This is a genomic window from Bradyrhizobium daqingense (assembly GCF_021044685.1).
GTDB lineage: Bacteria > Pseudomonadota > Alphaproteobacteria > Rhizobiales > Xanthobacteraceae > Bradyrhizobium > Bradyrhizobium daqingense.
Window position 1 is genome coordinate 4792454 of sequence record NZ_CP088014.1, and the last position, 26901, is coordinate 4819354.

Annotated in this window: 29 protein-coding genes; 15 read left to right on the forward strand and 14 right to left on the reverse strand. The window is 64.6% G+C overall.

What is annotated here, in order from left to right; genetic code table 11:
• The first annotated feature begins 56 nt into the window (after positions 1-56).
• Positions 57-554 carry a hypothetical protein gene (locus LPJ38_RS22560; RefSeq protein WP_167520422.1) on the forward strand — a complete coding sequence of 166 codons (498 nt, stop codon included), beginning with the start codon at positions 57-59 and terminating at the stop codon, positions 552-554.
• Between the two features lie 93 nt (positions 555-647).
• On the opposite strand, the gene LPJ38_RS22565 is transcribed toward LPJ38_RS22560, so the two are convergent.
• Positions 648-1121 (reverse strand): hypothetical protein, encoded by a 474-nt coding sequence (locus LPJ38_RS22565; RefSeq protein ID WP_145632296.1) that lies wholly within the window; start codon positions 1119-1121, stop codon positions 648-650.
• Positions 1122-1145: 24 nt separating this feature from the next.
• Complete coding sequence (locus LPJ38_RS22570; protein ID WP_145632292.1) at positions 1146-1514, reverse strand: antibiotic biosynthesis monooxygenase family protein; 369 nt, start codon at positions 1512-1514, stop codon at positions 1146-1148.
• 98 nt (positions 1515-1612) lie between these two features.
• Here LPJ38_RS22570 and LPJ38_RS22575 point away from each other — a divergent pair, with 98 nt between their 5' ends.
• Together LPJ38_RS22575 and LPJ38_RS22580 are read left to right on the forward strand one after the other, a co-directional pair.
• Positions 1613-2083: a MarR family winged helix-turn-helix transcriptional regulator gene (locus tag LPJ38_RS22575; RefSeq protein WP_145632289.1), complete on the forward strand. Its 471-nt coding sequence runs from the start codon at positions 1613-1615 to the stop codon at positions 2081-2083.
• Positions 2084-2342: 259 nt separating this feature from the next.
• A complete protein-coding gene (locus LPJ38_RS22580; protein WP_145632286.1) occupies positions 2343-3311 on the forward strand; it encodes a tripartite tricarboxylate transporter substrate-binding protein in 969 nt (322 codons plus the stop codon).
• Positions 3312-3451: 140 nt separating this feature from the next.
• Here LPJ38_RS22580 and LPJ38_RS22585 read toward each other — a convergent pair whose 3' ends face one another.
• The 3 genes from LPJ38_RS22585 to LPJ38_RS22595 all read right to left on the reverse strand — a co-directional run bounded on the left by LPJ38_RS22585 (position 3452) and on the right by LPJ38_RS22595 (position 6048).
• Positions 3452-5311 carry an ABC-F family ATP-binding cassette domain-containing protein gene (locus LPJ38_RS22585; RefSeq protein ID WP_145632283.1) on the reverse strand — a complete coding sequence of 620 codons (1860 nt, stop codon included), beginning with the start codon at positions 5309-5311 and terminating at the stop codon, positions 3452-3454.
• Between the two features lie 66 nt (positions 5312-5377).
• Positions 5378-5551, reverse strand: a complete 174-nt coding sequence (locus tag LPJ38_RS22590; RefSeq protein ID WP_167520421.1) for a hypothetical protein — start codon at positions 5549-5551, stop codon at positions 5378-5380.
• 236 nt (positions 5552-5787) lie between these two features.
• The gene (locus LPJ38_RS22595; protein WP_145632280.1) at positions 5788-6048 is read right to left on the reverse strand and encodes a sulfur globule protein precursor; all 261 of its coding nucleotides are present in this window, start codon (positions 6046-6048) and stop codon (positions 5788-5790) included.
• A 242-nt stretch (positions 6049-6290) separates the two neighbouring features.
• Here LPJ38_RS22595 and ndk point away from each other — a divergent pair, with 242 nt between their 5' ends.
• Both ndk and LPJ38_RS22605 read left to right on the forward strand, forming a co-directional pair.
• Complete coding sequence (gene ndk, locus LPJ38_RS22600) at positions 6291-6713, forward strand: nucleoside-diphosphate kinase (protein ID WP_130216087.1); 423 nt, start codon at positions 6291-6293, stop codon at positions 6711-6713.
• Between the two features lie 44 nt (positions 6714-6757).
• Entirely contained in the window at positions 6758-7618 is an 861-nt protein-coding gene (locus LPJ38_RS22605; RefSeq protein ID WP_145632277.1) for a TerC family protein, read from the forward strand.
• Between the two features lie 253 nt (positions 7619-7871).
• On the opposite strand, the gene LPJ38_RS22610 is transcribed toward LPJ38_RS22605, so the two are convergent.
• Entirely contained in the window at positions 7872-8168 is a 297-nt protein-coding gene (locus LPJ38_RS22610) for a hypothetical protein (protein WP_145632274.1), read from the reverse strand.
• A 157-nt stretch (positions 8169-8325) separates the two neighbouring features.
• Here LPJ38_RS22610 and LPJ38_RS22615 point away from each other — a divergent pair, with 157 nt between their 5' ends.
• Together LPJ38_RS22615 and LPJ38_RS22620 are read left to right on the forward strand one after the other, a co-directional pair.
• Positions 8326-10302, forward strand: coding sequence for a TonB-dependent receptor (locus tag LPJ38_RS22615; protein ID WP_145632271.1), 1977 nt, complete (start codon positions 8326-8328; stop codon positions 10300-10302).
• Positions 10303-10419: 117 nt separating this feature from the next.
• On the forward strand, positions 10420-11547 hold the full coding sequence (locus LPJ38_RS22620; protein ID WP_145632268.1) for a PepSY-associated TM helix domain-containing protein: 1128 nt from the start codon (positions 10420-10422) through the stop codon (positions 11545-11547).
• Positions 11548-11551: 4 nt separating this feature from the next.
• Here the strand turns inward: LPJ38_RS22620 and ppx are convergent, their stop codons facing one another.
• The 4 genes from ppx to LPJ38_RS22640 form a co-directional block, all read right to left on the reverse strand.
• Positions 11552-13054 carry an exopolyphosphatase gene (ppx, locus tag LPJ38_RS22625; RefSeq protein ID WP_145632265.1) on the reverse strand — a complete coding sequence of 501 codons (1503 nt, stop codon included), beginning with the start codon at positions 13052-13054 and terminating at the stop codon, positions 11552-11554.
• 15 nt (positions 13055-13069) lie between these two features.
• Positions 13070-15262: an RNA degradosome polyphosphate kinase gene (locus LPJ38_RS22630; RefSeq protein ID WP_167520438.1), complete on the reverse strand. Its 2193-nt coding sequence runs from the start codon at positions 15260-15262 to the stop codon at positions 13070-13072.
• A 146-nt stretch (positions 15263-15408) separates the two neighbouring features.
• Positions 15409-16086 (reverse strand): P-loop NTPase family protein, encoded by a 678-nt coding sequence (locus LPJ38_RS22635; RefSeq protein ID WP_145632515.1) that lies wholly within the window; start codon positions 16084-16086, stop codon positions 15409-15411.
• A gap of 92 nt (positions 16087-16178) precedes the next feature.
• Positions 16179-16721 carry a CDP-alcohol phosphatidyltransferase family protein gene (locus tag LPJ38_RS22640; RefSeq protein WP_145632262.1) on the reverse strand — a complete coding sequence of 181 codons (543 nt, stop codon included), beginning with the start codon at positions 16719-16721 and terminating at the stop codon, positions 16179-16181.
• Positions 16722-16875: 154 nt separating this feature from the next.
• On the opposite strand from LPJ38_RS22640, the gene purM reads away from it, so the two are divergent.
• Both purM and purN read left to right on the forward strand, forming a co-directional pair.
• Positions 16876-17949: a phosphoribosylformylglycinamidine cyclo-ligase gene (purM, locus tag LPJ38_RS22645; protein WP_145632259.1), complete on the forward strand. Its 1074-nt coding sequence runs from the start codon at positions 16876-16878 to the stop codon at positions 17947-17949.
• A gap of 14 nt (positions 17950-17963) precedes the next feature.
• On the forward strand, positions 17964-18617 hold the full coding sequence (gene purN / locus LPJ38_RS22650; protein ID WP_167520437.1) for a phosphoribosylglycinamide formyltransferase: 654 nt from the start codon (positions 17964-17966) through the stop codon (positions 18615-18617).
• 16 nt (positions 18618-18633) lie between these two features.
• On the opposite strand, the gene LPJ38_RS22655 is transcribed toward purN, so the two are convergent.
• Positions 18634-19023 carry a DUF6678 family protein gene (locus LPJ38_RS22655; RefSeq protein WP_145632256.1) on the reverse strand — a complete coding sequence of 130 codons (390 nt, stop codon included), beginning with the start codon at positions 19021-19023 and terminating at the stop codon, positions 18634-18636.
• A gap of 27 nt (positions 19024-19050) precedes the next feature.
• On the reverse strand, positions 19051-19257 hold the full coding sequence (locus LPJ38_RS22660) for a cold-shock protein (RefSeq protein WP_145632253.1): 207 nt from the start codon (positions 19255-19257) through the stop codon (positions 19051-19053).
• A gap of 359 nt (positions 19258-19616) precedes the next feature.
• Here LPJ38_RS22660 and LPJ38_RS22665 point away from each other — a divergent pair, with 359 nt between their 5' ends.
• Positions 19617-20738: an autotransporter outer membrane beta-barrel domain-containing protein gene (locus tag LPJ38_RS22665; RefSeq protein WP_145632250.1), complete on the forward strand. Its 1122-nt coding sequence runs from the start codon at positions 19617-19619 to the stop codon at positions 20736-20738.
• Position 20739: 1 nt separating this feature from the next.
• Here LPJ38_RS22665 and LPJ38_RS22670 read toward each other — a convergent pair whose 3' ends face one another.
• Entirely contained in the window at positions 20740-21780 is a 1041-nt protein-coding gene (locus LPJ38_RS22670) for a LysR family transcriptional regulator (protein ID WP_145632247.1), read from the reverse strand.
• Positions 21781-21857: 77 nt separating this feature from the next.
• Here LPJ38_RS22670 and LPJ38_RS22675 point away from each other — a divergent pair, with 77 nt between their 5' ends.
• The 5 genes from LPJ38_RS22675 to LPJ38_RS22695 all read left to right on the forward strand — a co-directional run bounded on the left by LPJ38_RS22675 (position 21858) and on the right by LPJ38_RS22695 (position 25428).
• Positions 21858-22469 carry a hypothetical protein gene (locus LPJ38_RS22675; protein ID WP_145632244.1) on the forward strand — a complete coding sequence of 204 codons (612 nt, stop codon included), beginning with the start codon at positions 21858-21860 and terminating at the stop codon, positions 22467-22469.
• On the forward strand, positions 22456-23076 hold the full coding sequence (locus LPJ38_RS22680; RefSeq protein ID WP_145632241.1) for a GNAT family N-acetyltransferase: 621 nt from the start codon (positions 22456-22458) through the stop codon (positions 23074-23076). Before LPJ38_RS22675 ends, LPJ38_RS22680 begins: the two co-directional genes overlap by 14 nt.
• A 25-nt stretch (positions 23077-23101) precedes the next feature.
• Complete coding sequence (locus LPJ38_RS22685) at positions 23102-23665, forward strand: cysteine hydrolase family protein (protein ID WP_145632238.1); 564 nt, start codon at positions 23102-23104, stop codon at positions 23663-23665.
• Positions 23666-23696: 31 nt separating this feature from the next.
• Complete coding sequence (locus LPJ38_RS22690) at positions 23697-23864, forward strand: hypothetical protein (RefSeq protein WP_167520420.1); 168 nt, start codon at positions 23697-23699, stop codon at positions 23862-23864.
• Between the two features lie 181 nt (positions 23865-24045).
• Positions 24046-25428: an aspartate aminotransferase family protein gene (locus LPJ38_RS22695; protein ID WP_145632233.1), complete on the forward strand. Its 1383-nt coding sequence runs from the start codon at positions 24046-24048 to the stop codon at positions 25426-25428.
• 150 nt (positions 25429-25578) lie between these two features.
• On the opposite strand, the gene rnd is transcribed toward LPJ38_RS22695, so the two are convergent.
• Positions 25579-26727, reverse strand: a complete 1149-nt coding sequence (rnd, locus tag LPJ38_RS22700; RefSeq protein WP_145632230.1) for a ribonuclease D — start codon at positions 26725-26727, stop codon at positions 25579-25581.
• Positions 26728-26901: the final 174 nt, after the last annotated feature.

Below are 26901 nucleotides of genomic sequence, written 5' to 3' on the forward strand. Positions count from 1 at the left end.
TCCTTCACGCGGGGAATTAGTTTATCGTGCGACATCAAAAGCTTCCCGGCTCGCTCATGATTGCGCTCGTTGCCGTAGCACCGCTGGTTGCGGGCTGCTCGGGCGGCGCCAGCGATCTGCTGTCGAAGGATGCCGAATGGTTCCAGAAGCCCGGCCGGCTCTTCATCAAGAACATCTCGATCGAATCGCCGCCGCTCACGCCTGACAAGCCGGTGAGAGCCGAAGACCTCGTCAGCGCCGACGGCGGCTGTCCCGGCATGGCGCCGCCTCCCGGTCCGGCCGACGCCAATGCATCGACGACGCCATCCGCGCCGGCGGGCGGCACAGTCGCGCTCGGCCACACCGAATGCGACGTGGTCCGCGGCATCGGTGCGCCCTCGACCGTCAACCTCTCCAACGATGCCGCCGGCCGGCGCGTCGCCGTGGTGACCTGGACGACCGGCCCGCGCGCCGGCATCTACACCTTCACCGCAGGCCGTCTGTCCGCGATCGAAGGCAATCCGGACCCGCAGCCGGTGCCGAAGGCGACCAAGTCGAAGAAGAAGCACGGCTAAGCGGGGATCGCTTCGGCTCCAGTGAAACAGAGGAGTCCTCGACTTAGGACGTGAGCCGGGCGGTGCCGACGGAAAGCCGGGTTCGCGGCGCGCTCAGAGGATCGGCTTGGTGTTGAAGCGAGCAGACTGGCGAGTGCGGAAACGGCCCTTCATCTTGAAGCCGTCGCGCATGTTGAGGCCGAGAAGAATGATGTTCGTTGCTCCGGCGAACAATTCGAGACCCTGCACCGCATAGAACGTGGCGTCGAACTCCGCGGCCTTCGCCTTGGAGGCGAGAAACAACGCGGCGGGAATCAGAACCAGGATGCCGTTGCCGGCGATGAACGGCATACGTCTGATCTTCGCACCGATCAGGCCCGCGCGCCGTCCCTTTGCTAGGAAGAACCCTGAACCTCCCGTCACCGCCAACGCCGGAACCAGCAACAGGAAGCCCCACGGTATAGCCGTCTTCACCATGGCGATGCTCTGCTGCGAAGCAAACAGTTCGGTGAGAGCCGTGGAAAGCCAGAAGGTCGCAATCATCGTCAGCGCGACCGCTCCTGCTACTGGGTGGATGATCTTGGTCACCGGGTCCTGCCGTTTCGATGCGAGCTAGGCGATACAGATGCCGGGCACCGCAACCTTCTCGAACAGATGCGGGGAGGCGACGGCGGATGAGGGATAGGCCGAGATCTTCGATCTGAACTCGGGGTGCGTGAACGCAGCCCGAAAGTCGGCGGTCGATTCCCAAACCGCATAGTTCAGATATGTCGGACCATCGCCGACCGCTCGGTGAAGCTGGGTGGAGATGAAGCCCGGTTGCCGCTTCATGAAGGCGGCATCGTCTTGCCAAACCTGGAGGAAGCTTTGTTCGTCGGCCTGATCGAGCGTGAACAGATTCACCAGCACCACGGGGCCGGTCTCGATGCCGAGTTGACGTTCGATAGGAAAATGGGGGTCCAGTGGGCGTAGGTGTGCCATGACGGGCTCCGTTCAAGTTGGTCCTATGGTGTCAATATGTCATTATGGACAGCATAGTAATTTGACATCATGATGTCAATAATGGTTTATGGTGACGAATGCCGAAATCCCAACGAACCCCGGCCGGCGATGCTCTGACCAACCTCGTGCTCGACTTGTTCCGGCTGAATAGTCTGCTCTTGACTGCAGGGGACCGCCTGGTGGCCAAGCTTGGGCTCACGAGCGCCCGCTGGCAGATTCTCGGCGCCATCGTCGATGCGGAGCGCCCCCAGCCGGTGGCCTGGCTGGCCCGCGATCTCGGTGCCAATCGCCAAAACGTGCAGCGGATCGTCAATGACCTGCACGCGGAAGGCCTCGTCGCTTTCGAGACCAACCCGCATCACCGGCGAGCGCAGCTCGTCGTCCTGACCGACAAGGGGCGGCGTGCTTTCGATGCCGCCATGGCCTTGCAGATGCCGTGGGTCAACAGCCTTTCGGAAGGGCTGTCGGTCAAGGACCTGCAGACTGTTCATCGTATCGTCGCGGCCCTGCGGACGAAGCTGGAAAGTGAGACCGAGGGCCATACTTAGCGCGCGGCACGGGAGAGAGTCGACCGCCGCTTCTTGCGGTGTGTTGCCAGGACGCCGTGCGGCCCGGAGACCGTGCGACGGAGATCAATCGGGGGCACGAGTTCATCGCGGCAGCGAACAGACCCGGCTGCTTGCCGGCACCCGAGCGACGGCGTCGCGAAGATGATGTGATCGCGATGCTCCAGGCGACGTCGCTTTCGTGGTGGCCGCGCGCCCCGGAATGCGCTTTGATGGCGCCAACAACAATCCGGAGGAGACTATGCGGTTCTTCACTGCCCTCGTATCGGCTCTGCTACTGCCGCTCGGTGCGGCCATCGCCCAGGACTATCCGACCAGGCCCATCACCATCCTGGTGCCGTTCGCCGCGGGCGGGCCGACCGACACCATCGCCCGGCTGACCGCGGCGGGCATGGGCAAATCCCTGGGCCAGCAGGTCATCGTCGAGAATGCGACCGGCGCCGGCGGCACCATCGGCACGACCCGCGCCGCGCGCGCCCAGCCGGACGGCTACACGCTGCTGATCCATCACGTCGGCATCTCGACCGCGGCCACGCTCTACCGCAACCTCAGCTATGACACCAAGACGGCGTTTGCGCCGATCGGGCTCGTGACCAACGCGCCGATGACGATCATCGCGCGCCCCGATTTCCCGCCCAACACGCTCAAGGAACTGGTCGCTTACGCCCAGCAGCAGGGCGACAAACTGACTTACGCCAATGCCGGCCTCGGCGCGGCTTCGCATCTGTGCGGCATGCTGTTCATGACGGCGATCCAGAAGCAGCTCACGACCGTGCCCTACAAGGGCAACGGCCCCATCATGAACGATCTGCTCGGCAAGCAGATCGATCTCACCTGCGACCAGGCGACTAACACCACCGGGCCGATCAGCGCCAAGCAGGTCAAGGCCTATGCCATCACCACCAAGGAGCGGCTGAAGAGCCTGCCGGATCTGCCGACCGCGGACGAGGCCGGCCTGAAGGGCTTCGAGCTCGGTGTCTGGCACGGCATCTATGCACCGAAGGGCACGCCGCCCGCGGTCGTTCAGAAGCTGACGGCGGCGCTGCAGACGGCGCTGAAGGATCCGACGCTGATCGCGCGGTTCAACGACATCAACACCGAGCCGGTCCCGCAGGACAAGGCGACGCCGGAGGCGCTCGGCGCGGTCCTGACGAGCGAGATCGATCGCTGGGCGCCGATCATCAAGGCCGCCGGGCAGTACGCGGACTGAGCGATTCCCGCATGTTGCAGCATGCCGATTGGCGGATAAAGTTCAGCTGATTCAATGAACAGTAGTGCGGTATGATAATGCCGCTACTGTGCATGGGGTTGTTTTGCACGTTTGGATGACGCGGGCCCGCTGACTCGGCGTTACCCGGCCGCCTCGTCGAACTGCGTGCTCGCCGCGAGCCATTGCTCCTCGGCGCGCGCCAGCGCGTCCGCGGCGTTGGCACGGGCCTTCGACAATTGCGCGGCCTGCTTGGGATCGCGCGTGAAGATGTCGGGCAAAGCGAGAGCCGTGTCGATCTTGCTGATGATCTCGCTGACGCGTGCGATCTCGGCCTCGGCGTCCGCGATGCGCTTCTTCAGTGAGCCGCGATTGTCGGACTTCGCTCGCTGCGGCTTCTCGCTCACGGCGCTGCGTTCGCGCGGGGCTTCGGCGTTGCGCGCGGACAGCACCAGGCGGCGGTATTCGTCGAGATCGCCGTCGTAATTGGTCACGGTGCGGTCGGCGACGATCCACAGCCGTTCGGCACAGGCCTCGATCAGATAGCGGTCGTGCGAGACCATGATGACGGCGCCCGGGAATTCGTTGATGGCTTCCGCGAGCGCCGCGCGGCTGTCGATGTCGAGATGGTTGGTCGGCTCGTCCAGGATGATCATGTTGGGGCCGAAGAAGGTGGCAAGGCCCAGTAGCAGCCGGGCCTTCTCGCCGCCGGAGAGCCTGCCGGCCTTGGTGTCGGCGGCCTTGCCGGAGAAGCCGATCGCGCCGGCGCGCGCGCGCACCTTGGCTTCGGGCGCATCGCCCATCAGCTTGCGCACATGGTCGTAGGCGGATGCGTCCTCGTTGAGCTCGTCGAGCTGGTGCTGGGCGAAATAGGCGATCGACAGCTTGTCCGCGCGTGTCACTTTTCCCGAGAATGGCGCGAGCCGTCCGGCTAGCAGCTTGACCAGCGTCGACTTGCCGTTGCCGTTGGCACCTAACAGCGCGATGCGGTCGTCATTGTCGATGCGCAGGGTGACGCGATTGAGCACGGGGCTCGCGGGGTCGTAGCCGACCGACACGTTGTCTGCCGCGATGATCGGCGGCGACAGGATCTTCTCCGGCGCGGGAAAGCTGATCTCGCGCACGTCCTCGGTGACCAGCGCCGTGATCGGCTTCAGCCGCTCCAGCATTTTCACGCGAGACTGCGCTTGCCTTGCTTTCGACGCCTTGGCCTTGAAGCGGTCGACGAAGGCCTGCAGCCGCGCGCGTTCGGCCTCCTGGCGCTTGACCTGCTTGGCATCGAGCAGCTCGCGCGCGGCGCGCTGCTCCTCGAAAGAGGAGTAGGTGCCCTTGTAGAGGGTGAGCTTGCCGCGCTCCAGATGCAGGATCTGGTCGACCGAGCTGTCCAGGAGGTCGCGGTCGTGGCTGATCACGATCACCGTGCGCGGATAATGCGCAAGGTGATCCTCCAGCCACAGCGTGCCTTCGAGATCGAGATAGTTCGTGGGCTCGTCGAGCAGCAGCAAGTCAGGGGCTGCGAACAGCGTCGCGGCCAGCGCGACGCGCATGCGCCAGCCGCCGGAGAATTCGGCGCAGGGCCGGAGCTGATCGGCGGCGGAGAAGCCGAGACCGGAGAGAATCGCGGCGGCACGACTCGGCGCCGAATGCGCGTCGATGTCGACGAGGCGGGTCTGGATCTCCGCGATGCGGTGCGGATCGATCGCGCGCTCGGCTTCAGTGAGCAGCGCGTCGCGTTCGAGGTCGGCCCTGAGCACGACGGAGATCAGGCTTTCGGGGCCGTTCGGGGCTTCCTGCGCGAGGCTGCCGATGCGCCAGCGTGGCGGGAGGGTCACTGTGCCGTGCTCGGCCGCAAGCTCGCCGCGGATCACCTTGAACAGGGTCGACTTGCCTGTGCCGTTGCGCCCGACCAGGCCGACGCGCGACCCGGGCGTGATCTGCACGGAACTCTGGTCAATCAGAAGGCGTCCGGCAAGCCGGACGGAGAGGTCTGCGATGGCAAGCATGCGGCCTTGTCACCGCAAGGCGCCTCGAACGCAACCCGTTTTTCAGTGATAGGTCCGTGCAGCAAGTCAGTACGTGTCGCGCTCGCGGCGCCGCAATTCGTTCAGCAGCTGCTCGAGATGCGTCGGGAGCCGGGGCTCGGGGCGCAGGCTCTGCTGAAGCCGTTCGCCCACGGCGTCGCAAATCGAGCGGCTGGTGCGCCGATCGATCTGTTCGCTGTCATTGGCAGAAAGGCCAGCCATCGCGTGGTTCCGTGTTCTCAAAGTATCAACACGGTACCAAGTCTCTGGCCCGAAAATGGTTTCGCCGTCCGGCGGGGAATGCCGGCATTCTCGTCAAAATTGTATGAACCCTCCAAAGTGCGTCCAAATAAAAGGCCCCGGCGGGGAACGCCGGGGCCTGTCCTGGGAAGGGGTACCTTGGGGGGCGTAGGGTACCCCTTTTGCAGGAAGGTGCTGTGCAGAAGGTGCTGTCGGGCTCAGTAGCAACGGTTGATCAGCCGCCAGCGAGGTCCCCAGGGGGTCGGGACCAGCCGGCGCACATAGCAACCGCCATAGCCGTAAGAGACGGGGCCGCCAGCATAGAAGCGTGGTCCACCACCCCAGCCGCGGTGCCAGCCGCCGCCGTGCCAGCCTCCGCCGTGCCAACCGCCATGCCAGTGAGCGGAGGCGGAGGTCGGCGCCAGCGCGGCACCGAGCGCCAGCGCGGCAACGGCGGCGAGCGAAAGTTTCCTCAACATGGTGATCTCCTCAAAACGGCCGGCGCGAGCCTGTCGCGTCGATGGGACCGACCTTATGCCGGCGAAGCTGAACGGAGCCCTGACGGACGCTGCAGATTGGGTTCATCTGGGTGAAATTGTTGTAATCCACCCCAAGGTCCCCTGCGCCGAAGCGCCAGTGCGGCCGCTTGCCGTCCGGCAAAGGCGCCGATATAAGCCCCGCAAACCTCCGAACCACCGTATTCTTCCCAGGGACAAGACTTATGGCCATCGAACGCACCTTTTCGATCATCAAGCCCGACGCGACCGAGCGTAACCTGACCGGCGCGGTCAACGCCGTGATCGAGAAGGCGGGCCTGCGCATCGTCGCGCAGAAGCGCATCCGCATGACCAAGGACCAGGCAGAGACCTTCTATGCCGTCCACAAGGCGCGCCCGTTCTTCGGCGAGCTCGTCGACTTCATGACCTCGGGCCCGGTCGTGGTGCAGGTGCTGGAAGGCGAGGGCGCCATTGCCAAATATCGTGAGGTGATGGGCGCCACCGATCCGGCCAAGGCCGCCGAGGGTACCGTCCGCAAGCTCTACGCCAAGTCGATCGGCGAGAATTCGGTGCACGGCTCGGATGCGCCGGAGACGGCCGCGATCGAGATCGCTCAGTTCTTCTCGGGCAACGAGATCGTCGGCTGATCAATCAGCCGAGAGGTTAGAACGACGGGCGAAAGGACTTACTTGTGGACTGGCTCTGGCAGATCTTCGATCCCGCTACGATCGGGGCATTCTTCACCCAGTTCCGCAACGAGATGGCAGCGCCGACCTTCTGGCTCGCGGTCGGCAAGATCATCTGGATCAACATCCTGCTCTCCGGTGACAACGCGTTGGTGATCGCGCTTGCTTGCCGCGGTCTGTCGCCGCGGCACCGGCTCTGGGGCATGATCTTCGGTGCCGGCGCAGCCGTGATGCTGCGGATCATCTTCACCGGCATCGTCGCAACCCTGATGGAGCTGCCTTATCTCAAGCTGATCGGCGGCCTCGCGCTGATCGTGATTGCGGCAAAGCTCCTGGTGCCGGAAAACGAGGACGAGGACGACGTCGATGCCGCCTCGCATCTGTGGCAGGCCGTCCAGATCGTCGTGGTCGCCGACATCGTCATGAGTCTCGACAATGTCATCGCGGTGGCCGCCGCCGCCAATGGCAGCGTGCCGCTGTTGGTCCTCGGCCTTGCCGTCAGCGTTCCGCTGATCGTCGCCGGTGCCGCGCTGATTATGGCACTGCTCACGAAGCTGCCGGTGCTGGTCTGGGCTGGTGCGGCGCTGCTCGGCTGGATCTCGGGCGAGGTGATCGCGACCGATCCTGCCGTGGCGCCGAAGCTGCACACGCTGTTCGACGGCCCGCTCGGCGCCGCGCTGGACGGCGTGCTCGGAGTCTTCCGTATCCCGCCGCAATTTGCCCATGGCGGTGCAGGCGGCGAATATTTCTGCGCGGTCCTTGGCATCCTCACCGTGCTGATTGTCGGCAGCATCTGGCGCAGGCGCAGCCTGACCGCGGCAGCGCTCGAATCGTCCGAGCGGCACGCCAAGGCCTCGGCGGAGTGACGTTGAAGCTCCGATCGGTGTGACCTTCCTCTCCAGCGAGGGGCGGCGACCACGTCATCAAGACACTCGCCGCGTCGGCTGGATGCGAGCGATCACCTGCCACAGGTTCGGTGCAAGCGCCGAATCCCCCATCGTTGCATTCGTATAAGCGGCGCTTCGCGGGAGCGCGCGTCGCGCGGTCGTGCGCGCGGGCGTTGCGTCGAGAGTCCTGTTTCGCAACCCTCACGCGATTTAGACCTTGTCTTATTATAAACTACTGAGATTCAAGGGTGCTTTCGTTGACTCGACGGAGGCACCCACGGCACGTCGCTCCGACGTTCATGTTCATGAATTCGGAAGCTGGTGCGATGTCGTTGAAAGTGTTTTGCCGTCCTGTTGCCGTTCTTGCCGCTCGCATCAAGACGTTTCTGACGTGCGCCAGCCCGAGAGCCTTCGCGATCTCCGTGGTTTCCATTGCGTTGTGCAGCGATGGCGTCTTGCACGGCACGAGCGCGCAAAGCGCTGCGCCCCAGGCGGCGGGGGTGGGCACGTTGCCGGCGGTGACCGTCACGGCAGACGCGCCGAAGCCGCGCGTGCGCCCGCGAGCCAATCCGGTCCGAAGGGCGGGCCGCAGCGCGCCTGCGAATGAGCGGGCCAAGTTGCAGGCGGCAGCGACCCCGACGGCTGCGAGGCCTGGTGCACTGCCACCGACCTACGCAGGCGGGCAGGTGGCACGTGGAGGTCAGGTCGGCCTGCTCGGCAACAAGGATTTCATGGATACGCCGTTCAACGTCACGAGCTACACGGCGAAGAAGATCGAAGATCAACAGGCCGTCACCGTCGCCGACGTCGTCACCAACGATCCCTCGGTCCGCTTAGGGAGCCAGCCCGGCGGCATTTTCGATTCTTTCTTCATCCGCGGCTTTCCGATCGGGGAGGGCAATGTCGGAGAAATCGCCTTCAACGGCGTGTATGGCGTCGCGCCCAACTACCGCGTGCTCACCGAATACGTCGAGCGGATCGAGATCCTCAAGGGCCCGACGGCGTTGCTCTACGGCATGGCGCCGAACAGCAGCGTCGGCGGCACCATCAACATCGTGCCGAAGCGCGCCGGGGACGTCGATCTCACCCGGGTCACGACCGGCTACGCGTCAAACACCCAGCTCGGCACGCATCTTGATGTGAGCCGGCGGTTCGGCGAGAACCGCGAATTCGGCATTCGCGTCAATGGCAGCTATCACAACGGCGATACGCCGCTGGACAACCAGACCCGCGAGGCACATGTCGGCTCCGCGGCGTTCGACTATCGCGGCGAGAAGTTCAGAGCCTCGCTCGATTTCATCGAGCAGGAGGAAAAGTTCGACGCGCCCTCGCGGCCGTTCCTGGTCGCAACCGGCGTCGCCGTCCCGACCGCGCCGGTCGGACGGCGCAACGTCACGCAATCCTGGGAATTTGCCAAGGTTCACGACAACTCGCTGCTCGCACGCGCCGAATACGATGTGACTGACGCCGTGACGGTATTTGCTGACGTGGGTGGTGGCAGGACCGAGGTCGATCGTCTGTTCGGGACCCCGACGATCCTGAACGCAGCGGGTAATACTACATCGACACCAGGACGGTTCAAATTCGACATCGACAGGAACGTGGCCGACGCCGGCGTGCGGGCCCGGATCGAGACCGGCGCAATCAGTCATGCCGTGAGCTTCCAGGGCAGCTACTACATGGATGAGATTTCGCGCGGCTCGGTGAACGGCACGCCGGTGCTATCCAACATCTATGCGCCGATCGCTCGTCCGCAGCAGCTCGTTCCGGCTCCTGCGACCGTGCCAAGGCTGTCGGACACCGAGCTGAGGGGCATTGCGCTGGCCGACACCATGTCGGTTCTCCAGGAGCGGCTTCAGCTGACGGTCGGCGTCAGGCAGCAGGGCGTCAGGTCGAACAACTACAACACCACCACGGGAGCCGTGACCTCGGCCTACGACCAGACGGCGTTCACACCGATGGTCGGCGTGGTCGTCAAGCCCTTGAGCAACGTTTCGCTCTACGCCAACTACATCGAAGGGCTCAGCAAAGGCGACACCGCACCGACGACGGCGGCCAATCAAGGCGAGGTCCTTGCGCCGTATTTGAGCAAGCAGAAGGAAGCAGGCGTAAAGGTCGATTTCGGCACGCTGGCGACCACGATCAGCCTGTTCGAGATCACCAAGCCGTCGGGACAGCTGGGTGCCGGCAATGTCTTCCGGGCTGATCAGGAGCAGCGCAATCGCGGCGTGGAATTCACCGTGTTCGGAGAAGTGCAGCCGGGCATTCGCGTTATTGGCGGCGTGACGTTGATCGACGCGGAGCTGACGAAGACGAACACGCTGGCCAATCTCGGCAAGACCCCGATCGGGGTGCCCGAGGTGCAGGCCAATCTGTCCGCCGAGTGGGACACCCCGTTCGCACCCGGACTGACACTGGTCGCAAACACCATCTATACCGGGCACCAATACTTGAATGGGGCAAATACGCAGGTTGTTCCGGCCTGGACGAGGCTCGATCTGGGCGCGCGCTACAACACGCGCATCAACAACCGGCCCGTCACGGTTCGCGCACTGGTCCAGAACGTGTTCGACACCAATTACTGGGCTGGCGTCGCAAGCTTCTCCGCACTGGCGCAAGGCTCGCCGCGAACCCTGCTCTTGTCGATGTCGACCGATTTCTGAGCCATGGCCTCTTCGAGCCGGCTGCGGGGCTGGATCAGGCGCTGACGACAGGTGCTCTGAATGGACCAAACAATCAGGGCGCCAGGCCGAGACGGCTCGGCGGCTGTCCGATCCAGGATGATGCCCGGACGCGCACGGCGCGCGCTGCTGTGGGCGCACCGTTGGTTCGGATTGATCGGCGGCATAGTCCTGGTGCTGATCGGTCTGACCGGAAGCTTCATCGTCTTCTACCGTGAGATCGATGTCGCCCTGAATCCGTCGCTCTATGCTCCCGCCGGTCCGGAGCAAAGCGTGACATTATCGGAGGTGATGCGCGTCGCAGCGACAGCGGATCCCGCGCCGATTGCCACCATCCTGGCGCCGGACCGGACCTGGCCGGTCTGGATCGTGATCCATTCGCACGAGACCGCGCCAGGCAGCTACCCGAACAGGTGGACCACCATGGTCGATCCTTCGAACGGGAAGGTGCTCGGGCGGCGTGACTACGCCAACGCATTCGCGCTCAAGGTCTATCGTCTCCACTTCACGCTGTTGCTCTATGAGTTCTGGGGCAAGGAACTGGTCGGCGTCGCCGGATTCGTGCTGCTGGGTTTGGCGGTCTCAGGCCTCTTCCTGTGGTGGCCGAAGCCGCGACGATTCTGGCGATCGGTCTCGGTGCGCAAGAATGTCTCGCTGCTTCGATTTGTTCTGGACCTTCACAGTGCGGCCGGCTTTTGGGCGCTGTCCGTGCTCTTGCTGATCTCGATCACCGGCATCGGCATCGTTTTTCCCGACGTCGTGCGTCCCATCGTCGGCCTCGTGTCGCAGCCGACGCCTGATCGCTCGCCAAAGGTCGAAATGCCGCCTCCGGCCGGGACGTCGCTGCTCTCACCTGATGCGATCATGCGACGCGCGCAGGAGGCCAGGCCGGGCGGCAGCACCGTTGCGATGCTCAATCCGCCGACCGCAACGCGCAACACGTGGCGGGTGCAGTTCCGTCCTGATGGGGCTGATCCTGCCGTGCGGTCGCGTGGGGCGATCTGGCTCGATCCGTGGAGCGGTGGGGTGGTGCACGACCGCACGCCGGGTACCATGTCGATGGGGGAGCGCTATCTGGCCGAGCAGCTCTGGCTGCACAACGGCGCGACGTTCGGATTTGCAGGGCGCCTGCTGGTGTTCGCAGCCGGGTTCGCGCCGCTCGTCCTCTTCGTCAGCGGCGCGATGATGTGGCTCAAGAGACGGCCCGCGAAGTTGCGGCCCGGCTGAGGGATCACCGCCTCACGATCGAACCGGCGCGGCCAATCAGGCGGGCGAGCTGGCGGAAGCGGCTGCCGACGCGGTCGGCGACGAGATCGCCGAGGCGATGCTCGAACACCAGCATCAGCTTACGGCCCTGGCTGCGGAAATGCGTGGCCGGCAGCACGCCAGGCCGCGCCGCCGAGACCAGGTGCGCGACGCGGAACGCTGCTCCCAGGAGGCGGGCGCGCTCGAGCTGTGCAGGCGTCAGCAGGCCCTGCATGGTGGCCGGCGGCTGGTTCTCCTCGCTCAGGCCGGCATAGCGATAGAACACGGACAGGCCGACGAAGGCGCGCTCGGTGTGGGTGATCGCGCCGAAATTGCCGTTGACGACAAGGCTCAGCGTCTGCTCGCCGCGGTGGTCGGGGTGCACGCGCCAGCCGATGTCGGAGAGCAGGCATGCGGCGTGACGCAGGCGGCGGTCCTCTTCGGTTTCGCGCAGCTTCACGACGCGCGCAAGGCGATCGGTCCAGGAGATCAGCTCGCGGGCATGCTTGGCCGAGCGCGACAGCAATTGATTGAGCTCCTCCGCGGCGCAGATCAGCCCGTCCTTGTTGCGCTCGGTCTCCGACAGCTTCTCGTGTAACAGGCCCTCGCGCACGCCGAAGGTGGAGAACACGATGGTCTTCGGCTTCGCCACGCGGATGATGTGCTCGAGAACCAGGGCGGCATAGGTGAGGAGCGGGCGGCGCGCATCGGCGACGATCTCGATGTCGGCCAGCATGTCGGCGGCCGCGAGGCGGCGGAGACGGCGCGAAAAGTCCAGCGCTTCAGCCGCAGGAATGGAGTAGCCGTGCATGACCTGGAGCGGATAGCCGCTCTGGATGATGTGGATGCGCGCGAGCGCGCGCCAGGTGCCGCCGACGGCGTAGAAGATACGGCCGCGGCCCGCGGCGAGCTGCGGCACCCCGTCGATCGCCTCGCGGACGATGCGGTCGGCGCGCTTGAGCGATTTGTGCGCGAGGTCCTGGAGCGCGAGCCCGCCGAGCGGCAGCGTCACGCCGCTGCGCACGCTGTTCCTGCGTACGTCGATCAGCTCGAGCGAGCCGCCGCCGAGATCGCCGACGATGCCGTCGGGATGATGGATACCGGAGATCACGCCGAGCGCCGACAGCCGTGCCTCGCGCGGGCCCGACAGAATCTCGATCTTCACGGCGCAGATGCGCTCGGCCTTGGCGATGAAGTCAGGGCCGTTGGAGGCGTCGCGGCAGGCGGCCGTCGCAATCGCGAACACGCGCCCGACCTGCATCACGCGGCAGAGCGCGCGGAAACGCTTCAGCGAGGTGAGCGCCTTGTCGACGGCGTCAGGCGCGAGCAGGCCCGTGCTCTGCACCTCACGCCCGAGGCCGCACAGCGTCTTCTCGTTGAAGATCGGAATGAGGCTGCGCGCCAGCGCCTCGTAGACGACGAGACGGACCGAGTTGGAACCGATGTCGATGACCGCGACGCTCGCGGCGCGCTTGCGCGGTCGCTTCACGTCGCAAATCCGGAATCAGGATTGATGGCGTTCGTTACGACGCGTGAGACGGCGCGGCGAGGATTCCTTGAGCGACTTTCCACGGCCAGACAGACTCGGATTCGTCATGAAGTAGTTGTGGACGTTGAAAGGCTCGTCGCCCTTCGCGGCCTTCATACGCGTTGAGGACCCGTCCGGCAACAATTGCCAGCTCTGCTCATTGTCCTTCAGGTTCGCGACCATGATCTGTTCGAGAACCTGCTGATGCACCGTGGGATTTTGCAGCGGACACAGCACCTCGACGCGGCGGTCGAGGTTGCGCGGCATCATGTCGGCCGAGGAGATATACACAGCCGCTTTTGCGCTCGGCAGGCCCTGACCCATGCCGAAGCAATAGATTCGCCCGTGTTCCAGGAAGCGTCCGATGATCGATTTGACGCGGATGTTCTCCGACAGGCCGGGAATTCCCGGCCTGAGGCAGCAGATGCCGCGTACCACGAGCTCGACCTGAACGCCGGCCTGCGAAGCCTCGTAGAGCGCGTCGATGATGTCGGGGTCGACCAGCGCATTCATCTTCATCCAGACCGCGCCGTGCCGGCCGTGCCGCGCATGCGCGGTCTCGCCCTGGATGTGCTCGATGATGCGCTTGCGCAGGGTCAGTGGCGATACCGCCATCTTCTCCAGGTCACTCGGCGCGGCATAGCCGGTGATGAAGTTGAACACACGCGCTGCGTCGCGGCCGATGGTCGGATCCGAGGTGAAGTAGGAGAGGTCGGTGTAGATGCGCGCTGTGACCGGATGATAGTTGCCGGTGCCGGTATGGACGTAGGTCGTGAGGTTGCCGCCTTCACGGCGCACTACCATCGAGAGCTTCGCGTGCGTCTTCAATTCGAGGAAGCCGTAGACGACCTGCACGCCGGCACGTTCGAGGTCGCGCGCCCAGCGGATGTTGGCTTCTTCGTCGAAGCGCGCCTTCAGCTCAATCAGCGCGGTGACGGACTTGCCGGCTTCGGCGGCCTCCGCAAGCGTGCGCACGATCGGCGAGTTGTTGGAGGTGCGATAGAGCGTCTGCTTGATCGCGACGACGTCGGGGTCGCGTGCTGCCTGTTGCAGGAACTGCACCACCACGTCGAAGGACTCGTAGGGGTGGTGGACGACGAGGTCCTTCTGCCGGATCGCGGCAAAGATGTCGCCGCCGTGCTCGCGCACGCGCTCGGGGTGACGCGGCACGTAAGGCGTGAATTCGAGGTCCGGACGGTCGAGGCGCGTGAGCTGCGAGAGCTCGTTCATCGCCTGCACGCCGTCGACCAAGAATACCTCGTCGTCGGCGGCCGACAGCGCATGCTGGACGAAGCTGCGCAGCTCCTCCGGCATCTTGGCGTCGATCTCGAGCCGGATCACCGACCCGCGGCGCCGCCGCTTCAGTGCTGTCTCGAACAAGCGGACGAGGTCTTCCGCCTCTTCCTCGATTTCGAGCTCGGAGTCGCGGATGATGCGGAAAGCACCCTGGCCGCGCAGATTGTAGCCGGGGAACAGGCGGTTGATGAACAGGGCGGTCGCCTGCTCCAGCGAGATCAGCCGGACGGCCTTGCCCTCGGCGGGCAGGCGGATGAAGCGGTCGATCTTGCCGGGCATGCGGATCAGCGCGTTCATCTGCCTGCCATCGGCGGCACGGGTGAGCTGGAGCGCGATGGTGAAGCCGAGGCTCGGAATGAACGGGAAGGGGTGGGCCGGATCGATTGCGAGTGGCGTCAGCAGCGGGAACACGTTGTTGAGGAAATAATCCTCGATCCAGGCTCGTTCCGCCTTCGTGACCTCCTTGCCTTCGACCAGCACGATACCGACCTCGGCGAGCGTGCCGCGCAGATCGCGCCAGATCGCCTGCTGGTCGGAGGCAAGCTCGGAGACGGTGCGATTGATCAGAGCGAGTTGTTCGGAGGGCGTCAGGCCATCGGGGCTGCGTTCGGCAATGCCCTCGCGCACCTGGGCCTTGATGCCGGCGACGCGGACCATGAAGAATTCGTCGAGGTTATTCGCCGAAATCGACAGGAATCGCACGCGTTCCAGCAGGGGGTGGCTGGGATTGACCGATTCCTCCAGGACGCGGCGGTTGAAATGCAGCCAGGAGAGCTCGCGGTTGATGAATCGCTCGGGGCTGGACGCGATCGCCGGCAGGCCCTCAGGTTCCTGGGGTTTTTCTTTTGTTTCAACAGCTTGCGCGGAATCCATCAGAAGTCGGTCCATCCAGTTCGCCTCACTTTGCGACTTATGCGCAAAACCGGCCGGAGCATGTGTTAGAGCGATGACGTTTCGATGACATTGATGTTCCGCCGCTGTGCCGCGTCAAGCGGCCTTGGTGACCCAGCGCCAGCCGGTCAGGCGTCGCGAAGCAGCTCGGCGGCCAGGGCCCGGGTGACGGGGCGGCCGAGCCGCAGGGCCTCGCTGTCGAGCAGCTCCACGGCTCGCCGGGCGGCCGCCGACGATCGCTCCAGCCGGGTGGCGAGGTAGCTGACGACGCTCTCGTCCACGGTGAGCTGCCGGTCGGCGCAGAATTTGACGATCAGGCCACGGAACAGCTGGTCGTCGGGCGGCAGCAGCGCGACAACAGGCACGGCTCGCAGACGCGAGCGCAGGTCGCGCAGCTCGATCGCGAGCGAGGCCGGGACCTCGCGCCCTGTGAAGAGGACGTAGGCGCCGTCCTCGCGGGCGAGGTTCATCAGATGGAAGAGGGCGCGCTCGTCGAACGCCTTCGCCTCGAGATCCTCGACCACCAGCGCTCCGGTGGCGAGCGCACCCGGGACAGAAGCGGCAGTCAGCGCATTGGCCATGGTCGAGCGTGCGCCGGCCTCTTCGGCCCAGATCGCGGCAAGGTGGCTCTTGCCGCTTCCCTCGGGGCCGGCCAGCCACATGATCCGGTTGGGCCATTCCGGCCAGCTGTCGATCAGGCCCAGCCCGGCCGTGTTGGCCGGGCCTTCCAGGAAATTGTCCCGGCTGAGGCTTTCCGCGTGCGGCAGCGAAAACGCCAATTGTCGGGGGTGAACGCGGCCTGCCACGCTTGCTTTGCTCCATGCCGGCGCGCCGGCTTCAGCTTGAAGATTCGATCCTATTGGGCGCGAGTTGGCCTTTTGCGGGGCCGCTTCGCAGCTCATTTGGCCTCGATCGTGCTCATGTGCCGCAGCCACTCGACGAGATAGAGCGACACGGAGGAGAGCGTGAAGATCGTGACGAGACCCATCAGGATCATATCATAGGGGGCCGGCTTGAAGCCGAAAGCAAGCGCCGCCAGCACCAGGGCCGCGAACGCCACCTGGGCGACGGTGTTGAGCTTAGACACCATCGACGGCTTCATCTCGACCGGCCGGTCGAACAGCCAGGATACGATCACCGCGGCGACGATCATGATGTCGCGCGAGACCACCAGGATCACGATCCAGCGCGGGATCGCGCCCCAGATACCGAGCGCCATGTAGATCGAGACCAGCAGCGCCTTGTCCGCGAGCGGATCGAGCAGGGCGCCGAGCTCGCTCGTCATGTTGAAGCGCTTGGCCAGGAAGCCGTCGACGGCATCGCTGATGCCGGCGACCAGGAAGACGGCAAACGCCACCTCCATTTGGCTCGACACGATGGCCCAGACGATGATCGGGACCAGCATGATGCGGCCCAGGGTAATGATATTCGGAATACTCACGCAGCGCTTCCCGGCACCGGTCTGACCTCGAATCCGGCCCGTTACAGGCTGAACCGGTTGATATGTCTACATAGTATAGGGCGGGGCGCCATGCGAGCCATTGCGTGTCCCCGGAATTCGACGTAACCAGCCGCAAACCCACTGGAAATCGGGCATGACCGACCGCAAAAACGGCCTCACCTACGCCGATTCAGGCGTCGATATCGACGCGGGCAACCGCCTCGTCGACCTGATCAAGCCCATGGTGCGCGCCACCGCACGCCCCGGCGCCGATGCCGAGATCGGCGGCTTCGGCGGCCTGTTCGACCTCAAGGCGGCCGGTTTCAAGGACCCCGTCCTGGTCGCCGCGACCGACGGCGTCGGCACCAAGGTCAAGATCGCGATCGAAACCGGCCTGCATGGCGGGATCGGCATCGATCTCGTCGCCATGAGCGTCAACGACCTCGTGGTGCAGGGCGCCGAGCCACTGTTCTTCCTGGACTATTTCGCTTGCGGCAGGCTCGATCCGGAGGCCACCGCCGCGATCGTCGCAGGCGTCGCTGAAGGCTGCCGGGAATCCGGCTGTGCCCTGATCGGCGGCGAGACCGCCGAGATGCCCGGCCTCTACAAGGACGGCGATTACGACCTCGGCGGCTTTGCCGTCGGCGCCGCCGAGCGCGGTACGTTGTTGCCGCGCAAGGACATCGCGGCGGGCGACGCCGTGATCGGCCTCGCCTCGTCGGGCGTGCACTCCAACGGTTTTTCACTGGTGCGCAAGATCGTCGAACAGTCCGGTCTCAGCTTCGAGGCGCAGGCGCCGTTCGCGCCCGTGATGACGCTGGGCGGCGCGCTGCTGACGCCGACCAGGCTCTACGTCAAATCCTGCCTGCGCGCGATCCGCGAGACCGGCGCGGTGAAGGGGCTCGCCCACATCACCGGCGGCGGCTTCACCGACAACATTCCGCGCGTCTTGCCCAAGCACCTCGGCGTCGGCATCGACCTCGCGCGCCTGCCGGTCCTGCCCGTGTTCAAATGGCTGGCGGCGCAGGCGGGCATCGCCGAGCTGGAAATGCTGCGCACCTTCAATTGCGGCATCGGCATGATCGCGATCGTCGAGCCTGACAAGGTCGACGAGGTGATTGAGGTCTTCACCGACGCCGGCGAGACGGTGGCGCAGCTCGGCACCGTGATCCCGGCCGAGGGCGAGCACCGCGTCGTCTACAACGGCCACCTCGACATGGCGCTGTGATGACTGGCGCTGTGATGAAGCGCCGCGTCGCCATCCTGATCTCCGGCCGCGGCTCCAACATGGCCGCGCTGATCAAGGCAGCCAGCGCGCCCGATTTCCCGGCGGAGATATCGCTCGTCATCTCGAACAGGGCCGATGCGCTCGGGCTGGAACGGGCGAGGGCGAGCGGCGTCACCACCGAGGTGATCGAGAGCAAGCCGTTCGGCAAGGACCGCGCCGGCTTCGAGAAAGTGTTGCAGGCGATCCTTGACCGGCACGGCATCGAGCTGATCTGTCTCGGCGGCTTCATGCGCCTGTTCACCGCGGAGTTCACCAAGGCCTGGTACGGGCGGATGCTGAACATCCACCCCTCGCTGCTGCCGTCCTTCCCCGGCCTAGACCCGCACGGCCAGGCTCTGCGCGCCGGCGTCAAGCTGTCGGGCGCGACGGTGCATTTCGTGATCCCGGAGACCGATGCCGGCCCGATCGTGATGCAGGGTGCGGTTCCCGTCGGCGATCACGACACGGCCGACACGCTCTCGGAGCGCATCCTCGAAGTCGAGCACCGCATCTATCCCGAGGCACTGCGGCTGCTGGCTATGGGCAAGGTCCGGATCGAAGGCGATGTGTGCAGGACGGCGGGGAGCTCTGCGTCGGAGAATTTTTTGGTTGCACCGGTGGTAAGCTGAGCGGGGCACCTCAGGCTTACTCGATGTAACCTGCCGCCTCGCCATTGCGGACATATCCGTAGATTCTGAAACCCGCAGTCGTTTGCTCTCCAGCAAAGCGGATGCGGCGTAGGACTGCGCGGACATGTTCACGTTGATGCGCCGTCTCAACAGATAGTTCAGCCCATTCCATCCAATCCCATCCGCTGCTGCTCCAGTGATAGAACCATTCGCCGTCCCACTGGCTTAGGTTTCCCGTTTCCAAGTTCTTGCAGCGAAATCGAGGTTGGTCGGAGGAGGTAAGCATGAGCACCGCCTCCCGCAACTCGCGCCATTTTGTGTCATTGGCGACCGAATAATAGTCGGACGGCCGAGCCATATGCGCACCCCAAACAAAATCCCCCGGCAAAGCCGGGGGCAACGTCATGATCTCGCGGCTCAGCCCTGAGAGAAATCAGGAGACCTTGAGATTCTCCGCGGATGATTTGCCACGGTTCTCCACGAGGTCGTATTCAACCGCCTGGTTTTCGTTGAGGGTCGAGAGCCCGGCGCGTTCGACGGCCGAGATATGGACGAACACGTCCTTGTCGCCGCCGTTCGGCTTGATGAACCCATAACCCTTGGTCGGGTTGAACCATTTGACGGTGCCCTTTTGCGGCATCGCTAGTCTCCTCCACTAGATAGAAAAACGACGCGGCCGCTTTTTCGCGTGCCACGCCACAAACGGGCTTCCGGAAGTCTGTCGAGTCTCATCGTCGCGAAACGCACAGCCGAGCGGTCAATTCCGATTGTGACCAATATTGCAACATGAAAATCGCGCGTTAGCAAGCAGAGCGCGAATTTCAAGATCGGACCTGGCCTCTCCGTCTGCAATTTGCGACCTGTGGCAACGGAACCACAATCGGGCCAATAGGCTCGATCTTGGCGCGCCGAGCGGTTGACCCTCCGCGGCAGTTCGGCGCAAATCGGCGCAGACCGTGTTGCATTTTTGCGCCGCCATTTGCTTTGGGATTGATCGTCATGTGCTGCACGTCGCAGCTCTCCGGGACACGGCAGGTGGTTGGAGGAGCCCGGATTCGCCGGACGACGGCCAAGGTCGCGAGCATCGTCGTGTTGATCCTGGTGGCGACGCCCGCTTATGCCCAACTCGTCCCGCCGCCGCCTCCCACCCCGTCGGCCAATTCGGCCAATGACGATCAGTCGGCCGGCAACAGCGCGCTCAATCTCGGCTCGAATTTCCTGGAGCGCCTCGGCAACCAGGCATCCGGCGGCGTCAACCGGGCGTTCCGCAGCAATCCCGGCGGCGGCGGCGCGTCGGCCGCCACCGAAGATCCGCGCTACCGCACCTGGTTCGAGGGCTACGGCATCTCGGTGCGAACGGACGCGCAAGGAGACTTCGTCGGCGACAAGCGCAAGACCGTTGGTGGCGTCGCCGGTTTTGGCGCGCGCGTTGCGCCCGGTGTCAATCTCGGCTTTTCGGTCGATCAGAGCCACACCGACATCGACGTGCCGCTGGCGCTGCAATCGGCGACGCTCGACCTGACCCAAGTCGGCTTTAGCGGCTCGGTCGACAAAGGCCCCTGGACCTGGGCTTTTGCGGTGGTGCATGGCTTCGGCAAGGTCCGCTCCAGCCGCGACACTGGCCTCGGCCTTGCGACGGCAGGCTATCGCGCGGCGGTGGACGGTGCGCTGACCGAGATCAGCTATTACTGGACCAAGGACCAGATGCGCCTCGTGCCCAAGGGGGCGCTCGAATATGTGCGCGCCACCAGCGCCGCGTTCCAGGAGGCCGGCGGCCTCGATCCGCTCAACGTCGGCGCGACTGCGCTGTCCCGCGCGCGCCTCATGATCGGGGCCGAGATCGGCCGCTACTTCATCGTCGACCAAAGGATCTTGGACCTGTCTGCCTACGGCAAGTTCGTCGACAATTTCCACCAGGACCTTGGATCGATCCAGGTCAGCCTGGGAGCCCAGAGCATCGTCGTTCCCGGCATCGGTGAGAGCCGTTACGGTGCGGATGCCGGCGCCTCAGTCTCGCTCAGCTTGACCAACGTGGCGCGGCTCTATGTCAATTACGACGGCAAGTTCCGCAGAGAGCTCACCTCGCACCAGGGCATGGTCGGCTTCGAATACAAATGGTAGCTCACGCCGGCGTCGCCGCCACATACCCCGTCAGCCCAAACCCCTCGCGCGCGGCTGTCATCATGGGCACCAGCGCGTTCGGATGGATGAACTCGTCGCGGAAGCAGGGATAGGTTCTGGGATCGAAGATCTTCTTCAGCCAGTCCACGACGATCTTGTGCCGCTCCGAGCTGCGGAACTCCTTGTGATAGGTCAGCCAGAGATCGGCGTGATGGCTGACGCCGAGATCGACGGCGACGAGTGGCGCGCCGAGCGCGATCGACACCGTCGGCAGGAAGCCGATGCCGGCGCCGCGCTCGACGGCATAGAGCACGCCGACCGAAGAGTTGGTCTTGATCCCGACGATACCCTCCAGCGATGTCAGCCCGAGCACGCGGGCATAGGCGCCGTCGTCGACCTGCGGCGCGCTCTGCTTGATGATGCGATGGTTCTTCAGTTCGGCCAGCGTCGCCGGCACGCCGTAGAGGTTCTCGTATTCCTTGGAGACGAACGGATAGATGTGGAGACGGCCGAGCTTGGCGACGATCAGATCCGGATTGGTCGGCGGCTCCAACTGGATAGCGATGTCGGATTCCAGCCGCGCGACGTCGGCCTGCTCCATCGCGCAGCGCAGGTCGACCGTGATCTTGCGATAGGTCTTCTGGAAATCGATCAGGCGCGGCAGGATCCAGAAATTGCCGGGCCCCTCCGTCACCGCGACGCGTACCGTGCCGGCGGCGTCGCTGGACGAGCGCGAGGCGCGGCGGAAGACGTTGAAGGCGTGACGCTCCATATGCGCGACGTCGGCGATCATCGCGGTGCCTTCGTCGCTGAGCGTGAGCCCGCTCTGGTCGCGCAGGAACAGCTTGCAGCCGATGCTCTCCTCGAGCCGATCGATCCTGCGCATCAAGGTGGTGGAGGTGAGCCCGAGCTCTTCGGCCGCATTGCGGAAACTTTTATATTTTGCGCACGCTAAAAACAGCTTCAAATCGTCCCAGGACGCACCCAGGGCTTCTTCACGGTGCTGCATCATCGCAGCACCCCGGTGCAATAACTGCTGCATACTCTTGATCCCCAACCGCTAAGGTCGTCCTCGTAGCGGGGTACTAAAGCCGCAAACGATAGAGGGACGATATCGGTATGGAAAGGGGCTCGTTTGCCGCAAGGCATGATTTCGATGCGCTGCCGCTGAGTCCGGATGTCGATGTCCGTTGCGCGCAATTTTCCGAAATCGCCGCGCTTTCGGAGATGGCGCATCGCCTTGTGCCGGGGGTGCAGATCGGCTCGGCCGAGCTTGCAAGATATTTCACGTTCGATCCCGAGAGCATCCTGACCTTCAGCCGCAACGGCCGTCTGCTCGGCGGCATGGCCTTCCTGTTCCTCAACGAGCGCGGCCACGATGCGCTGCTGCTCGACGAGATCTGCCTCACCGCGCCCGAGACGCGCTATCTCGCTTCGGCGAAGGACGACGTTGCGGCCATCTACATCTGGGCGATCGCGGCGACGGGGCGCGGTATCGCCGGCCTCGGCAAGGCTGCGGCTCATCTGCGACAGCTAAGGTTTCGTGGCGCCGATTGCTATGCGCAGCCGTCAACCGTGGCCGGACGCGACATCATGAGGGCGACGGGCTTTGCGCCGGTCCCGAGTTTCCAGCCCGACCTCTGGTGCTACGAGCGCCCCTGGCATCGCCCGCCCATGCGCATGCCGGGTGCGATCATCCAAGCAAGGAGTTTTGCAGATGCATGGTACTAGAATTCCTCTCGCCAAGCCCGACTCCCGCGCCATCTCGATCCGCCTTGCGCGCGACCCCAGCGATCTCATGCTGGTCACCGCCATCCGGTCTGCGGTCTATCTCGCCGAGCAGGATTGTCCGTTCGAGGAGGAGTTCGACGGCAACGACATGGTCGCCGCGCATTTCATCGGCTTCGTCGGCAGCGAGCCCGCGGGCTGCTTGCGGGTCCGTTTCTTCGGCGATTTCGCCAAGGTGGAGCGGCTTGCGGTTCGTCACCAGTACCGCCGCTCGCGCGTCTCGTTCAAGCTGGTGCAGGCGAGCGTCGACTACGTCAAGCGCAAGGGCTTTCGCAAGATCTACGGCCAAGCGCAGGACCGGCTGGTCGATTTCTGGGCTCATTTCGGCGCCAAGCCGCTCGGCCACAACCGCAAGATCACCTTCTCCGATTTCTCCTATACGGAGATGCTGCTGGAGATCGAGCCGGGGCCGGACGCCATCACGCTGGACAGCGATCCCTATGTGATCATCCGGCCCGAGGGCGATTGGGACCGGCCGGGCGTGCTCGACGCCTCCGCGGGGCGGGCGGTGACCTCGCCGCTGCGGGACCTCGCGGTCGCCGAACGCTGAAACAGGTGCAGCTCAACGCAAGACGATGCCGGTCTCCATCCACGATGATCCGCCGATCCTGATCTGCGCGGATCTCCAGATCGAATATCTCACCCCAGGGCGTCGCCACGTCATCCTCGACGGCGACGCCGCCACCGCGCGCTGTTTGGAACTGCTGACGCTGTGGCGCAGCAATCTCTGGCCGGTGATGCATCTGAAGCGCATCGCGCAGGCGGCCTGGTTCAATCCGGCATCCAAGCTGACCGATTGGATCGCCGAGGCAAAGCCGCGTCCGGGCGAAATGACGTTCGAGCATCCGCTACCGTCGGCCTACAGCTCGTCGCGGTTTGGGGACTACATGTCCAATATCCGCAATGTGCGCTGCGTCCTGGCCGGCTTTTCCCTCGACGAGACCATCCTGGCCACCGCCGTGGACGGGTTTCACCGCAGCCATCGCTATGAAGTGGTCACCGACGCCGTGGCCTGTCGTCAGCCGGGCAGTGGCGATGCCGCCGCCTACCAGCGTGCAGTAGTGAATGTCGTCGGGAATTTTGCTACGATCCGTTCCAGCGCCGAACTGATCAGAACCAGCGGCGCCGTTGCGGTGTAGGCGGCCGCGATCGGCGGGTGGGGTTGCGACATTGTCACGGGGAGAACGGCTCAAGGAGCTGGCAAGCGATCTGTCGCGGGCCGTCGAGACGGCGCGCCGCATCGGCCTGCCCACGACGGTCTATCTGCTCTCGATGGCGCTGGTCGAGGTGAGGGAGGCCGTCGCCGACAACGATGGGGATGACGATGATGCGGCCTGAGAGCCGTTCGAATGCCGGCATGCGGCTTTGTGCAACGCTGCTGAGCGCTTGCTGCCGCCGAATTGGCGTTGCAAGCTTCGTCTCACCGCAATAGCCAAGTAGCTTGGTCTTCCAAGTCACTTGATCATCAAGTGATGATGCCGGCCGTGCCGGCGACGTCACGACTGTAAGGATCCCTGCAATGTCCATGCTGCCCAATTCGCAAGAGGCCCGGGATGTGGCTTACCAGCTCCATCCCTACACCAACGCACGCACCCATCAGCAGGCCGGTCCGCTCGTGATCGAGCGCGGCGAGGGGCCGTACGTGTTCGATGCGTCGGGCAAACGCTATTTCGAGGCGATGGCCGGCCTGTGGAGCGTCGGGCTCGGCTTCAACGAGAAGCGTCTCGTCGAGGCCGCGCACAAGCAGATGCAAGCATTGCCGTTTTATCATACGTTCTCGGCCAAGTCGCACGGGCCCTCGATCGACCTCGCTGAGAAGCTGGTCGCGCTCGCGCCTGTCACAATGAGCAAGGTGTTCTTCACCAATTCCGGCTCGGAAGCGAACGATACGGTCCTGAAGCTGATTGCCTACCGCTCCAATGCGCTCGGCCAGCCGCAGCGCAAGAAGGTCATCAGCCGGATGCGCGCCTATCATGGCGTGACCATTGCCTCGGCCAGCCTCACCGGCCTGCCGAACAATCACCGCTCATTCGACCTGCCGCTGCCGAACATCCTGCACACCGGCTCGCCGCATTTCTACAAGGACGGCGCGCCCGGCGAGAGCGAGGAGGCGTTCGCGACACGGCGGGCTGAGGAGCTCGACGCGCTAATCCAGAAGGAAGGGCCGGATACGATCGCGGCCTTTTTCGGCGAGCCCGTGATGGGGGCGGGCGGGGTCATCGTGCCGCCGGCGACCTATTGGGACAAGATCCAGGCGGTCCTGAGGAAGTACGACATCCTGCTGGTCGCCGACGAGGTGATCTGCGGGTTCGGCCGCACTGGCAAGATGTTCGGTTGCGAGACCTATGGCATCAAGCCCGATGCGATCGTGGTCTCCAAGCAGATCACCTCGAGCTATTTCCCGCTGTCGGCGATCATCCTGAACGACCGCATGTTCGAGCCGATCGCGGACGAGAGCAACAAGATCGGCGTGCTCGGCCACGGCTTCACCGCGGGCGGTCATCCCGTCGGCTCGGCCATTGCGCTGGAGAATCTGAAGATCATCGAGGAGCGCGGCCTCGTCGCACATGCCGCCGAACTCGGCGGCACCATGCAGGCCAAGCTGCGCGAGCTCACCAGCCATCCGCTGGTCGGCGAGGTCCGCGGCGTCGGCATGATCGCAGCGATCGAGCTCGTGCTCGACAAGGGCCGCAAGACGGCAGCCGCAACGCCCGGCGCCGTCGGCGGCATCGCCAGCCGCATGCTTCAGGAACGCGGCGTGATCTCCCGCAACATGCTCGATGCCATCGCCATCTGCCCGCCGCTGATCTCAACCAAGGCCCAGATCGACGAGCTGGTCGCCGCGATCTCGGGCGTGCTGGAGGACATGAAGGGCGAGGTGGCGAAGCTGACGCCGGCGTAGGGCACCCGGCTGCGTCGTCGTTGCGAGCCAACGGGTCCGCGCGAAGCGCGGCCCGATGACAGGCTCCGCGAAGCAATCCAGAATCCCTCCTCGGAAACAGTCTGGATTGCTTCGTCGCAAGACCTCCTCGCAACGACGATGGAGGGGCAGCTACGCCCGCTGCACCCCGATCACGCGGCCTTTCTCGATCGCGAGCGCCAGCTCGCCGCGCTTCAGTTTCAGCGCGGCATCGCCGAACAGTTCGCGGCGCCAGCCGCGTAGCGCCGGCACATCGGCCTCGTCGTCGGCTGCGATCTCTTCGAGGTCGTCGACGGTCGCAATCACCTTGCTCGCCACGGCATGGCGTTCCGCGGTCATGCGCAGCAGCACCTTCAGCAGCTCGACGATCGCGGCGCCATTGTTGTTGTTGCGCGGCTTCTCCAGCTTGGGCAGCGTGGAGAAATCCCGCGCCAGCCCGCGCTCGACCGCGGCGACGATGTCCGCGCCCCATTTGGATTTCTCAAATCCCTTCGGCACGGAGCGCAAGTTCGCGAGCTTCTCCAGCGTGTTCGGCGCATGGGTCGCGATGTCCGTGATCGCCTCGTCCCGCAGCACGCGGCCGCGGGGCACGTCACGGCTCTGCGCCTCCTGCTCGCGCCAGGCCGCGATCTCCATCAGCACCGCGAGGTCCTTGGGCTTGCGCACCCGCGTCTTCAGCCGCTCCCAGGCGCGCTCAGGGTGGAAATCGTAGGTCCTGGGGGAGGTCAGGACTTCCATTTCGATTGAGACCCATTCGCTGCGGCGCCGTTTCTTGAGGTCGGCGTCGAGCGCTGCAAACACGTCGCGCAGATGGGTGACGTCGGACACGGCGTAGTGCATCTGCTCTTTGGTCAGCGGCCGGCGCGACCAGTCGGTGAAGCGGTGGGTCTTGTCCGGCCGGTGGCCGGTGACCTTCTCGACCAGCTGGTCGTAGGCGATGCTATCGCCATAACCCAGCACCATCGCCGCGACCTGGGTGTCGAACACCGGATGCGGGATGATGCCCGCCTGGTGCCAGATGATCTCGATGTCCTGGCGGGCAGCGTGGAAGACCTTCAGCACGCCCTCGTTGCCCATCAGCTCGAAGAACGGCTTGAGGTCGATGCCCTCGGCCAAGGTGTCGATGACCACGGCTTCCTCGGGGCTGGCCATCTGAACCACGCACAGCAGCGGGTAATAGGTGGTTTCGCGGAGAAACTCGGTATCGACGGTGATGACGGGATGCTTGGCCAGCCGGCTGCAGGCAGCCGCGAGGTCAGCGGTGGTGGTAATCAAATCCATGAACGGCCCATGACGAGACCATCAGCCGTTCTGCCGAAAGCGCAGTGATGTCAAGGGGCTCGATGCGAATTCGACCCTTGCATTTGGGCCGGAACCGGATTCTTCCGACGAAATTCCTATTCGTAGCGGATCCGCTGTGAGGATTTGCGGGCGCAGGGCAGCGCCACCACCAGC

What these genes read in the sequence shown, in the direction of transcription:
- LPJ38_RS22560 (WP_167520422.1), top strand. Translation starts at nt 57, where the DNA reads ATGATTGCGCTCGTTGCCGTAGCACCGCTGGTTGCGGGCTGCTCGGGC.
- LPJ38_RS22570 (WP_145632292.1), bottom strand. Translation starts at nt 1,514, where the DNA reads ATGGCACACCTACGCCCACTGGACCCCCATTTTCCTATCGAACGTCAA.
- LPJ38_RS22575 (WP_145632289.1), top strand. Translation starts at nt 1,613, where the DNA reads ATGCCGAAATCCCAACGAACCCCGGCCGGCGATGCTCTGACCAACCTC.
- LPJ38_RS22580 (WP_145632286.1), top strand. Translation starts at nt 2,343, where the DNA reads ATGCGGTTCTTCACTGCCCTCGTATCGGCTCTGCTACTGCCGCTCGGT.
- LPJ38_RS22585 (WP_145632283.1), bottom strand. Translation starts at nt 5,311, where the DNA reads ATGCTTGCCATCGCAGACCTCTCCGTCCGGCTTGCCGGACGCCTTCTG.
- LPJ38_RS22590 (WP_167520421.1), bottom strand. Translation starts at nt 5,551, where the DNA reads ATGGCTGGCCTTTCTGCCAATGACAGCGAACAGATCGATCGGCGCACC.
- LPJ38_RS22595 (WP_145632280.1), bottom strand. Translation starts at nt 6,048, where the DNA reads ATGTTGAGGAAACTTTCGCTCGCCGCCGTTGCCGCGCTGGCGCTCGGT.
- ndk (WP_130216087.1), top strand. Translation starts at nt 6,291, where the DNA reads ATGGCCATCGAACGCACCTTTTCGATCATCAAGCCCGACGCGACCGAG.
- LPJ38_RS22620 (WP_145632268.1), top strand. Translation starts at nt 10,420, where the DNA reads ATGATGCCCGGACGCGCACGGCGCGCGCTGCTGTGGGCGCACCGTTGG.
- LPJ38_RS22630 (WP_167520438.1), bottom strand. Translation starts at nt 15,262, where the DNA reads ATGGATTCCGCGCAAGCTGTTGAAACAAAAGAAAAACCCCAGGAACCT.
- purM (WP_145632259.1), top strand. Translation starts at nt 16,876, where the DNA reads ATGACCGACCGCAAAAACGGCCTCACCTACGCCGATTCAGGCGTCGAT.
- purN (WP_167520437.1), top strand. Translation starts at nt 17,964, where the DNA reads ATGAAGCGCCGCGTCGCCATCCTGATCTCCGGCCGCGGCTCCAACATG.
- LPJ38_RS22655 (WP_145632256.1), bottom strand. Translation starts at nt 19,023, where the DNA reads ATGACGTTGCCCCCGGCTTTGCCGGGGGATTTTGTTTGGGGTGCGCAT.
- LPJ38_RS22660 (WP_145632253.1), bottom strand. Translation starts at nt 19,257, where the DNA reads ATGCCGCAAAAGGGCACCGTCAAATGGTTCAACCCGACCAAGGGTTAT.
- LPJ38_RS22665 (WP_145632250.1), top strand. Translation starts at nt 19,617, where the DNA reads ATGTGCTGCACGTCGCAGCTCTCCGGGACACGGCAGGTGGTTGGAGGA.
- LPJ38_RS22670 (WP_145632247.1), bottom strand. Translation starts at nt 21,780, where the DNA reads ATGCAGCAGTTATTGCACCGGGGTGCTGCGATGATGCAGCACCGTGAA.
- LPJ38_RS22675 (WP_145632244.1), top strand. Translation starts at nt 21,858, where the DNA reads ATGGAAAGGGGCTCGTTTGCCGCAAGGCATGATTTCGATGCGCTGCCG.
- LPJ38_RS22680 (WP_145632241.1), top strand. Translation starts at nt 22,456, where the DNA reads ATGCATGGTACTAGAATTCCTCTCGCCAAGCCCGACTCCCGCGCCATC.
- LPJ38_RS22685 (WP_145632238.1), top strand. Translation starts at nt 23,102, where the DNA reads ATGCCGGTCTCCATCCACGATGATCCGCCGATCCTGATCTGCGCGGAT.
- LPJ38_RS22695 (WP_145632233.1), top strand. Translation starts at nt 24,046, where the DNA reads ATGTCCATGCTGCCCAATTCGCAAGAGGCCCGGGATGTGGCTTACCAG.
- rnd (WP_145632230.1), bottom strand. Translation starts at nt 26,727, where the DNA reads ATGGATTTGATTACCACCACCGCTGACCTCGCGGCTGCCTGCAGCCGG.